Below are 10,187 nucleotides of genomic sequence, written 5' to 3'. Positions count from 1 at the left end.
TCGGGGACGGCGTCAGAAACCAACAACTCGACGTCCAGGGTCTTTATACATTCGGTCAGCCACGTACTGGCAACAGAAGTTTTGTGACGGCTTTCGACCAGCAATTCAAAGAACGATCTTTCAGGTTCGTGAATAACAACGATATCGTGGCAGAAGTACCACCGATGGGTCTTCCACTGAGATATTGGCATATCGACCGCTTGATTTATATCGATGCGGACGAGAAACTGCAGGCAGGGTTTTCTTTATTTAGCCGCATACTTGACGGACTAAAGGGTCTACGCGGCAGTTCTGGAAAACTTGGCGTTGATACCTTGCAAGACCCCCTGAAGGATCACAATATGAATAAGTATGTGCAGGCTGTAAGGAAATATGTGGAAGACTTAAAGACAGGACAGCAAATACCTATTACTTGATTGTGGCAATACCGCCATTGCGGTTTGATATGGGCATTTCACGAAGAGGAAGCTAATGGATCATGCGCCAGTCATCGCTAACATAATGTTTCAGCAAAACATTGACCAAGACGCTGTTCGGCCTGAGTCTGTCGAAGGCCAATTTTGGGTCATTATTTTGACTAAACAGCTTCGTTTTTTGATTGTCTATTCCACCAGGAAAACCTAAATCATGAAAAGCCTTCCTTTGAACAAACTCGGTCCCAGGGAATCGGCTGCCGGCGTAGTCGATTTTGGCGTGTTGTTACCATGGGTTTCGGCACATGATGGCAACCGGCTGTTCGTAAAAATTATCCATGAACGCGATCAATTCATCCAGTCGATCCAACCACTGGCTTTCGAGTTGCAACACGGCATCGATGCCGACTATGGCGATTACTGGTCAGTGAGAGTCGATTTCAACGTTGTGCATGATTTGCAGCCAGGCTCGCATTTTAGCTCATCAGGCCGGCATGTCTATCGTTACGAACTGCATAACCCGAATGCTGGCATGCTGGACTGGATCATCGATCCTTTTGCGCGTGAGTATGCAGTCGGCAAGCTTTCTGCCTTTACGCTCGGCTATACTCCTTATCGTTGGAGTCCTGCGGAAGCGGTCTGGCAAACACCTGCGCTGCGCGACCTGATCCTGTATGAACTGAATCTCGCCGAATTCGGCGCCAGCTTGCAAGGTGCGATCGAGCGGCTCGATTACCTTGCCGACCTCGGCGTAAACGCGCTGTCGTTAATGCCAGTCAGTAATGTCGCGCTCGAAGTCGATTGGGGCTATCTGCCACTGGGCTATTTTGGAGTTGATGAACGTTTTGGCCGGCGCGACGACTTCCAGCGTTTTGTCGATGAGGCTCATCAACGCGGGCTAGCGGTGATCGTTGACGCAGTTTATGGCCATACTGCGGAGGATTTTCCTTACCACGATCTCTACCGCCGTCTTCGCTATCATGAAAATCCGTTTATGGGAACGTTCGCCAAGGACTACTTCGGTGTCAGTACCGACTTCAAACGTGCCCTTACCCGCGATTTTTTCTTTAGTGTCAACAAGCACTGGCTGGAGACCTATCATATCGACGGCTTCCGCTACGACTGCGTGCCGAATTACTGGGATGGCGCAATGGGCGATGGTTATGCCAATCTGGTCTTTCATACCTATCAGTATGTCAAAGGTGCGATTGCTCAGTTGACTCGCTTTGCTGCGCCGGAAGGTCCTCGCTTGATTCAAATCGCTGAACAACTGGAGGCACCGGAGCAGATTCTGGAACAAAGCTACAGCAATGCCACTTGGCAGAATGCCACCTTCGCAGCAGCCGGCGCCTGTGCTCACGGCGCAGCGGGAGCGATAGAGAATTTGGGGATGCGGCTTGGTGCGCTGGGTTATATTGATCAAGCCATCCAGCACGGTGAGGTATTCGCCAAGGCCCCGCTGCAATATATCGAGAATCACGATCACAGCCGTTTTCTCTGCAAATTTGGACTGCGGCAGCGCGACTGGAACCTGCTATTCGCAGAAGGTGATCGTGCACGCTGGTATAGACTGCAACCCTACCTGATCGCTTTGCTTGCATCAAAAGGTATTCCCATGCTCTGGCAGGGTCAGGAGTTCGGTGAAAACTATTTCCTGCCCGATGAAGGGCTTGGGCGAGTCATGCTCCTTCGGCCATTGCGGTGGGATTATTTCTATGACGAAATCGGCAAAAATCTTGTTCGCTTGACGCGCAAGTTGGTTAGCCTGCGCAAGCGCTGCGCAGAGTTTCGCCGTGGAGAGCATTATTTTTTCAACGATGACGCGCGTTATCTATCACGGGGGCTGCTGCTGTTCGTGCGCAAGACTGACGCGGCAACCAGCTTGATTGCGGTAAATTTTACCGATGCCGCGCAGAACGTGCCATTCACATTCGAGCGTGGCGGCAATTATCATGAACAGCTACATGAAATGGATAATTTTGTCATCGGGGACGGGCATGAGCGATTGCTGACTATTCCGTCTAATTACGGACGTATTTGGCGTAGTGCTTGACCGGTTATTCTGGTAAATAGAGTTCTACATTAAACCGCGTCACTGCGCGATTGCCTGTCGCCTCAGTAAAAACAACCCGCATTCACCTGCTGCAGATTAGGTGCGATATGATCAAATATTTTGCGTATGGGAAATAAGTATGCATGACGAGAGTAAGCACAATTTACCTGTTTTAGCCTGTTGCGCGGCTGATATCGCCAATGCTGTGTTATCGCACAAGCGGCGCATACTGTTGCATGGTCCGCCTGGCGCTGGCAAATCGACATTGGCGGTACAGTTGGCGCATGAATTGGATAAAGCCGGTCAGAGCTGTTACTGCCTGTGCGCCGATCCTGGCTCACCTCCCTTTGGCTTGCCAGGCACTGTTTCGCTTGGTAAATGGCAAGCGGATGGCTGGCAAATGAGCTCTTATGAAGCTATCTGTAGTCTCGATGCAGGCCGCTTCCGCCTGCCGCTGGTGCTAGCGGTTCAGCGTCTCATGCGATTACTGGATCACGAGGTGCTATTAATCGATAGCCCGGGGGTGACACGGGGTGTGGCTGGCAGTGAATTATTGCAGGGTTTATTCGAAGCGGTAGCGGCGGAGGCAGTGCTCGTCTTGACTGCGGCTGATCGCCCCCCGGCACTGCTTGCTGAACTGTGTGCCTTAACAACTGAGCGCTATGTGGTGCACACCAGTGCGGCGGCCAGACGGCCGGGCAAGCGCAGCCGTGCCCGCCAGCGCACTCAGCTGTGGAATAACTATCTTAAACATGGCATTGAGCACACGCTCGATCTCAATCAGCTGAATATCATCGGCACGCCGCCGCCATTGGGTGAAGCGAGTAGCTGGGTAGGAAGACAAGTCGCGCTACTGCATCGCAATCAGACACAAGTCATGGCCGAAGTGAAGCGCCTGCAAGGAAATCGGTTAACCGTCAGATTACCATCTCTACCGCAAACTTTTGATAGCTTATTGATCAGGGATGCGCAGCGCACACTCAATGGCTGGATGGAAACGGCTGTTCCGTTTGCGGCAGAACCGCTCGAATACCACTCACCCCCTGCTATGGCAGGGCCAGCCCAGCAAAATGGTGGCGTGCGTGTCATGGGTCAGATCGGCCAAATCGATTTCTGCCTGGTCAACGGCATTTTGGGTGATCCGCTACTACACGTGCGCTTGCGGCAGCAAAGGCGTAGCTTGTTGTTTGATCTGGGACAAGGCATACGTCTGCCTGCCCGCATTGCCCATCAAGTAACGGATGTCTTTATCAGTCATGCTCACATCGATCATATTGGTGGCTTCCTCATGTTATTGCGTTCCAGAATTGGCCAGTTTCCGCCCTGCCGCCTGTATGGTCCGCCAGGATTGGCCCAGCACATCGAAGGATTCCTGCAAGGGATACTGTGGGATCGGGTGGCTGAACGCGCACCTTGCTTTGAGGTAGCAGAGCTCCACACCGATCATCTGCTGCGTTTTCGCCTGCAGGCAGGCCAGAAAGCGCGTGTGCAGCTCGATGCAGTCAAATTGACAGCAGGCGTTATTCTGCAAGATGCGGCTTTCCGTATTCGCGCACAACTGCTGGATCATCACACGCCGGTGCTGGCGTATGCCTTCGAACCGGTCAAGGAGATCAATATCCGCAAGGATTACTTGCAAAGCCATGGCCTGAAGCCAGGACCCTGGCTGGCCATGCTGAAAAAGCACCTGCTGGCTGAAAATGACACCGCAGTCATCACCCTGCCTAATGGAACGGTGACGCAGGTAGCCGAGATCGCAGCCGAGTTGGCCCTGATCAAACCCGGCAAGAAACTGATTTATGCGACCGATCTTGCCGATACCCCGGACAATCGCCAGCATTTGCAGGCTTTGGCCCAATATGCCCACACCCTGTTCTGTGAAGCGCGTTTTATCGAAGCCGATGTGGAACAAGCTGTGCAGACTGGACATTTAACCGCACGCGCCTGCGGCGAGATTGCTATGGCTGCTGAAGTTGCCAGACTGATACCCTTCCATTTTTCGCAGCGCTATGCTGACAAGCTCCCGCAGGTATATGACGAAGTGCACGCCGCCTGCTCGCGAGTGGTCATGCCTCCATCCTGGCAACACGTTACAATTACAAGTACATACTGATTTTGGACAATTAACCTGTTCAACTATTCACGAATATAAATCGGCAGCCGTTGCCGCCATTGGCGCCAGCCGTTGCTCCCTTCAGGCAAGCGCTCATGTGCACCCAGTACCAGCACACCTCCTGCTGACAGCAGGTATTGCAATTTATACAGAAATTGCAGTTGTCTCTCCAGACTGAAATAGGTGAACACCAGATTGCGGCACAACACCAATTGATAAGATTGCTGCGTGCTTACCGCTTGCTCTACGTCACCGAGTAAGAAAGTGACCGGGCGCTGATAATCAGGATGCAGGCAATAGTGACTATTGCTTTGCGTAAATGCCATTTGCCGCCATTCAGCCGGCAAATTCTTCACACTGCTAAAGGGATAGCACGCCTTGCGGGCCTGCTGGATCATGATCGGCTCGATCTCCGTTGCCGTAATCGAGAGGGCAATTTGCGGATAGTGCTGTTGCAAGACAAAATACCACAACAATACCAGGCTATAGGCCTCTTCACCTCTGGCGCAACCTGCGCTCCAGCAATGCAGGCATTGTTCACCTTGCCGCTGACGCTCTTCACATAACCGTGGAATAAGTTCACTTACGAGTTGATTAAACACGATTTTATCGCGATAAAAACGCGAGATGGTGACATGGCACAATGCCGCCAGCGTTTGCCATTCAGGGGCTTGGCTACGCAGATAATCACGGTAAGCCGCTTCATCCGCCAAACCTAGCTGACTGATGCGCTGGCCAATGCGCTTACATACCTGTTTCCTGACCCGGCGAAAACCCTGCCAGCGTAACTGCATCTGTGGCAAGGCCCACTGCAAGAAATGAATACAGATTTCGTCTTTCATGGTTGTAATTCCATTTCCAAATCAAAAATGACGCGAAGGCGAGCCGCAGACAGTATAAATAATACGGCAAGGTGAAGCCGACAATGTCAGTTTTGATTTAGAAATGGAATAACATCTCCAGCCAGTTATCCACTTTCCAGCAGCGATGATCTCAAGCAAGCCACGTGCAGAGTACCTGAAAACTTTGCATGCGCTGATTGTATTACGGCCAGCTGGTCATTGAAGACTATGCAGCGTTCTTAAGTTTTATTTCAGAAAAATTACTTGTCCACAATTTCTGTGGATAAATATGTGGGTAATTTGTAAATACTAGCGCTAAGATGGCTATTTGTAATCATATTTATTGATTCGATTAAATTTTGAACACAAAAATTTACTTTTTTAATCAATTAGTTGAAATTTTGTGACACGCTGACGCCAACTTAGTCAAGTAGAATGGTTTTTTAACTAGGAAATGTGGACTATTTCATGATGTCAAGAAATTTTTAACTCCAATGAATGCGTTTCTATTTAACACACTGAGATTAAATGATTAGCGCGTATTCTCTAAATGAAAATATTTTTCATCTGGCAGAATATCCTTAGTCAAGTTATCATCTTGAAGCTTTAGGGATTCAAAATTCTTTGATAGAAGCACATCATATTTATTCTGCGTTAGGTTAGAGAGTATGTTTGAATCTCAAATGCCTGATTGAATGCTCGAACAGATCAGGCTTGCCGTCAATAAAGCATGGATGCTAGCTAATGAAAGATTTCAGCAACAGATTGAAGATTGATCACCAAGACCGGCCAAATCAAACCTGTATGGAAGCAAGAGACAATCTGAAGAAACCAAGGAAAGAAGGAGTAAAGTTTGCTCCGTTTGACTTGCTGCGTTATGGCCTGGTATGCGGCTTGCTCAGCACTGTTCTTCTTCTGGGTGGTTGTCAGTCGTTTTTGACCGAACCATCGGTGCTCCCCCCTCCAAGGGCCAAGCCGTTACCCATTCCAGTGGCCAGCCATGAGTTCAGCTATGACCCTGCCCGTGAGGATGTAATCGGCACACTGCAGGTTATCACCGCCAACAAAGAGGATACACTCTCCGATATCGCCCGACGCTTCAACCTAGGTTACGAAGAGATTGTGAGCGCCAACCCAGGCGTCGATCCCTGGCTGCCGGGGGCAGGCACCCAAATCGTGATTCCCACTCAGTTCGTGCTACCGGACGCACCGCGTAACGGCATTGTGGTCAATCTTGCAGCAATGCGACTGTTTTATTTTCCGAAGAGCAAGGCAGGCAAGCCAAAACAGGTCATCACCCATCCGCTCGGTATCGGCCGTGTAGAATGGAAAACACCGGAAGGCACTACCAAAATCGCCTCCAAAAAGGAAAACCCCGCTTGGATACCGACACCTTCCATCCGCAAAGAGCATGCGCAAAACGGTGATCCGCTGCCTGCCGTGGTACCTCCAGGGCCAGACAATCCAATGGGGACGCATGTACTGAAACTCGCTTGGCCAAACTATGCCATCCATGGCACCGACAAACCGCCGAGCATCGGCCTGCGCGGCAGTCATGGTTGTCTGCGCATGTATCCTGAGGACATTGTGCGCATTTACAGCGAGGTGCCGGTTGGCACGCCAGTGCGAGTAGTCAATCAGCCTCACCTGTTCGGCTGGCGCGGCCGTGAGCTGTATCTGCAGGCCTATCCTGTCCTGGAAGACGACAAACGCAATCATGGCAAACTGCTCAAGAAATCGTTGAGTACCGCCCGCTCAACGCCTAAGGCGAAGCTCAATGCGCGGTCTCAGGCCAAGATCAATCAGGCCCTGCTCAATGAAGTGATCCGTAACTCACGCGCCTTCGCCATCCCGGTCACGCGCCCGCATATGACCATGCAGACCTATCTCAAGCAGGCCACGCGCGTGCAGAACACCCTGCCATTCAACTCAACCTGGGATGGCGACATGAGCAGACAACTAACAGCGAACGAAGTACTGGAGATGGCGGATAATGAACCGTAGCTGCTTGACCAGATCAATTCAGCCGCATTGGATAATGGTGCGACAGGCCCGTCAAAACAGGCAAGCTCGAAACTATAGATGCGTAAAATGAAGCTGACCCCGCCCCTGCATACTGACAGCAACCAATAAAACCTCTGGCTGTCAGCTATCGCACAGGCTGCACTAACTCACACCGTTCACCTATCCATCTGCCGGTGGTATCAGCATGCGCGTAGAGTGGTGTCCCCTGGACGATGCTGTCGAACTGCGTTCGTCCCGAAAAGCTTTCCGGGGTCATAAATACACCCTCCGCATGGCCGTTTCCTTTGAATTGCCGGTTGTCACACATCAATTCCATTTGATAACGATTACCTGTGCGAGTGGCATTTGTGACCGTACAGCCCGACTGATTCTCGTAAAAATAAGCAGGCACATCCTGCCTGGCCATTTCCGGAGTAATGCAGACCTGGGAGGTAGCCGCGCCGTTGCGAACTTGTGGCATTTCTAACCCATACTGCTTTGCCAGTCTGGTAAGCTGCTGCATTTGTTCCGCTGGAATATGGGGTACCAGTGCCAGCAAGTCAGATTTGGTCGTCACCTCCCATAAGCCAGGACGAATAATGCTCTCGGCCCAACTCGATGGCAGCAAAGCTCCTGTCAGTAAGATGAATAAAGCGATCTTGCGCATCGTGATTCTCAAAACGATGAATACTACATGATTCACACCCTGAAATACCAGTGCTTGCAGCGCTTAATACTCATTGACGTATTTCTCTCTTCGATGAGTCACCAGTGATCACCATCATCACGAAATAATACTGGATCAATCGTAACCAGCAGATAATGTGTAATAAATGATTACGCAATAACATGCGATCGGAGAATTCACGATGTGGACCAGGCAGCACAGCCACTTTCAGTCCATGTTCACCAGCCTGCTAATCCAGCAGGCTGCTAAAACTTTAAAGTAGCCATAGTATAGCCATAATTGGTGCCAGCAGTACCAGGACTGTTCGGCACTTTTTCAAAGTAATCACCTTTGAATATATGGCTAAACCCTATATCAAAGCTCACGCGTTTTAAAAAGCTCCATTGAGGATCCCATCCTAAGCTGATATCCAGCATATTTCCGAGAAAGCTGCCCGATCTGCCAGTTGGGTCTTGCAGGCCGCTGCCTACATAGGGACCACGTTTATTGGCCAGCCAATATGCACGGTGCGACATCATGAGCCTGACATTAGGAACGGGTAAAAGTACCGCACGAAAGCCTACAGGCGAGAACAGATTAGAAGGGAAAAATGGTCCAAACATTCCGGTAGGACCATACTCCACGCGGCGTTTTGCATACAGAATATCAAAATTCTTCCTTGGATCCTGATCACCTGAGGCATAATCAAACAGGTAGACCAATCTGAAAGGCATTGCCGTTTCAAAGCTATAGCCTATTTCTCCGTGATGACGATGCGCGAAAATATCGATATCTTGTGTATCCCCAAACTGATATATGGATTCAATTTCATAATCGAAATTGCCTTTGACGGGTTTGGCAAACAACCTGAAACCGGGGGTAGATAAATTACGTTGCCTGAGCTTATTACCTTCATTTAGTTGAAACCAATAGACGTCTGTGTTAGCCCAGCGCAAATCACGGTTAGTAATCTGTGCGCCAGAAAAATAGCTTTCGGGAGTATTCCAGTCCAGCTCTGATACTTCTCGATTGACAGGCCGGGTGCCAAATACATGCAGGCCCCATTTCTCTTTATCGTTGCCCATTGAAAATCGTATCCCATCAAAAGTGGGTGTGAAGGTTCCCCACCGATGCCCTCCGACCAGGCGTGATTCTCCATATTCCAGTATCAGGCGTCCCACTTCAAATTTTGCACCATATCCGGTTCCCAAAAAGTCCCTGGATATCAAATCGAGGTGAAGTTGAGTGAAATCAAAATGATTGGCAAAGATCGGTGAATGCTCTTGTCCATGTTCCGCCAGAGGAGCACGGAAATCGGTCAGCTCAAGCGTAAAGCGGAAAGGATCGATAATATTTTGGATCTCGAACAAGAACCGTGTCCGTTGATGAATCTGCTCATTACCATCCGGGATAGCTCTGGTAAAGCCATGATCATACACGTCATAGCGCGTCCGGTGTTCAATGGCCAAGTTAAGCCAATCTGGCGCCATGGCAGCAAGTGGGGTTTTATCTGCCTCCATAAGTTTGGTTAATCTGTCAAAGTCAAACCGGAAACGTCCTGGAGTTTCCTCCACGCTGAATGGAGCGCCATTGGGGGCAGTATCGTTTCTGACAATAATTGATGATTTTTCCGCTTTCACCGCCTCCGTATTTTTCGCTTCCGCAGCAAGTGTGACGCTGCTGCCCATAAAACATCCCATCATAAATACAATCTGCTTACAGATTATTTGCATATTTTTTTGCATCATTGTCTTACACTCTCCTTCAAAATCGAGAAATCCAAAAAATATTTGTCACGGATTTCGGTACTTCTGAAATTGCAAGCAATAGTTAACGCATCCAGCCTAACCAATAAATGCCGGCTTATAAAAATTTGGCAAGATAGCGATGAGAAATGCTGATCTCTCATGAATATGGGTTCTACGCCTGCATACCATTATGTATTGCTGGAAACAGTGTAACTATGGGAGAGTGAAAAACTTGTGATGTTTTTACGAAAAGTACTGATGAATTCTTTCGTGGATTACGGTTAACCGAATATTGCGCACGATCCGTCTTGACATGAGATATCGTCATGCCATATTGCATTTGCATA

Annotated in this window: 8 protein-coding genes; 4 read left to right on the top strand and 4 right to left on the bottom strand. The window is 49.6% G+C overall.

Features of this window, described 5'->3' with window-relative positions; translation table 11 throughout:
• From J5I83_RS14015 to J5I83_RS14005, 3 genes are all read left to right on the top strand, one after another.
• Nucleotides 1–416: hypothetical protein (locus J5I83_RS14015; RefSeq protein ID WP_304057247.1), on the top strand; the 416-nt coding region annotated here is incomplete at its 5' end.
• 211 nt (nucleotides 417–627) lie between these two features.
• On the top strand, nucleotides 628–2,466 hold the full coding sequence (locus tag J5I83_RS14010) for an alpha-amylase family glycosyl hydrolase (RefSeq protein WP_304057244.1): 1,839 nt from the start codon (nucleotides 628–630) through the stop codon (nucleotides 2,464–2,466).
• A 139-nt stretch (nucleotides 2,467–2,605) separates the two neighbouring features.
• Nucleotides 2,606–4,579 (top strand): MBL fold metallo-hydrolase, encoded by a 1,974-nt coding sequence (locus tag J5I83_RS14005; protein WP_304057241.1) that lies wholly within the window; start codon nucleotides 2,606–2,608, stop codon nucleotides 4,577–4,579.
• A gap of 23 nt (nucleotides 4,580–4,602) precedes the next feature.
• Here J5I83_RS14005 and J5I83_RS14000 read toward each other — a convergent pair whose 3' ends face one another.
• Nucleotides 4,603–5,421: a protein-glutamate O-methyltransferase CheR gene (locus J5I83_RS14000; protein ID WP_304057239.1), complete on the bottom strand. Its 819-nt coding sequence runs from the start codon at nucleotides 5,419–5,421 to the stop codon at nucleotides 4,603–4,605.
• 744 nt (nucleotides 5,422–6,165) lie between these two features.
• Between J5I83_RS14000 and J5I83_RS13995 the strand changes: the two genes are divergently transcribed.
• The gene (locus tag J5I83_RS13995) at nucleotides 6,166–7,425 is read left to right on the top strand and encodes a L,D-transpeptidase family protein (protein ID WP_304057236.1); all 1,260 of its coding nucleotides are present in this window, start codon (nucleotides 6,166–6,168) and stop codon (nucleotides 7,423–7,425) included.
• A gap of 145 nt (nucleotides 7,426–7,570) precedes the next feature.
• Here the strand turns inward: J5I83_RS13995 and J5I83_RS13990 are convergent, their stop codons facing one another.
• The 3 genes from J5I83_RS13990 to J5I83_RS13980 all read right to left on the bottom strand — a co-directional run bounded on the left by J5I83_RS13990 (nucleotide 7,571) and on the right by J5I83_RS13980 (nucleotide 9,840).
• Nucleotides 7,571–8,092 carry a DUF3617 domain-containing protein gene (locus J5I83_RS13990; protein WP_304057234.1) on the bottom strand — a complete coding sequence of 174 codons (522 nt, stop codon included), beginning with the start codon at nucleotides 8,090–8,092 and terminating at the stop codon, nucleotides 7,571–7,573.
• A gap of 70 nt (nucleotides 8,093–8,162) precedes the next feature.
• Nucleotides 8,163–8,318: a hypothetical protein gene (locus tag J5I83_RS13985; RefSeq protein WP_304057233.1), complete on the bottom strand. Its 156-nt coding sequence runs from the start codon at nucleotides 8,316–8,318 to the stop codon at nucleotides 8,163–8,165.
• Nucleotides 8,319–8,358: 40 nt separating this feature from the next.
• Nucleotides 8,359–9,840, bottom strand: coding sequence for an alginate export family protein (locus J5I83_RS13980; RefSeq protein ID WP_304057231.1), 1,482 nt, complete (start codon nucleotides 9,838–9,840; stop codon nucleotides 8,359–8,361).
• Between the last annotated feature and the right edge of the window lie 347 nt (nucleotides 9,841–10,187).

Origin of the sequence: Nitrosomonas communis (genome assembly GCF_024102715.1) — a bacterium.
GTDB classification, from domain to species: domain Bacteria; phylum Pseudomonadota; class Gammaproteobacteria; order Burkholderiales; family Nitrosomonadaceae; genus Nitrosomonas; species Nitrosomonas communis_B.
Note: the sequence above shows the minus strand (reverse complement) of the source record. Positions and strands in the feature narration are given on the sequence as shown.

Bases quoted from the DNA above. Each gene is read 5' to 3' on its own strand.
- J5I83_RS14010 (WP_304057244.1), top strand. From the start codon at position 628: ATGAAAAGCCTTCCTTTGAACAAACTCGGTCCCAGGGAATCGGCTGCC.
- J5I83_RS13980 (WP_304057231.1), bottom strand. From the start codon at position 9,840: ATGATGCAAAAAAATATGCAAATAATCTGTAAGCAGATTGTATTTATG.
- J5I83_RS13990 (WP_304057234.1), bottom strand. From the start codon at position 8,092: ATGCGCAAGATCGCTTTATTCATCTTACTGACAGGAGCTTTGCTGCCA.
- J5I83_RS13995 (WP_304057236.1), top strand. From the start codon at position 6,166: ATGAAAGATTTCAGCAACAGATTGAAGATTGATCACCAAGACCGGCCA.
- J5I83_RS14000 (WP_304057239.1), bottom strand. From the start codon at position 5,421: ATGAAAGACGAAATCTGTATTCATTTCTTGCAGTGGGCCTTGCCACAG.
- J5I83_RS14005 (WP_304057241.1), top strand. From the start codon at position 2,606: ATGCATGACGAGAGTAAGCACAATTTACCTGTTTTAGCCTGTTGCGCG.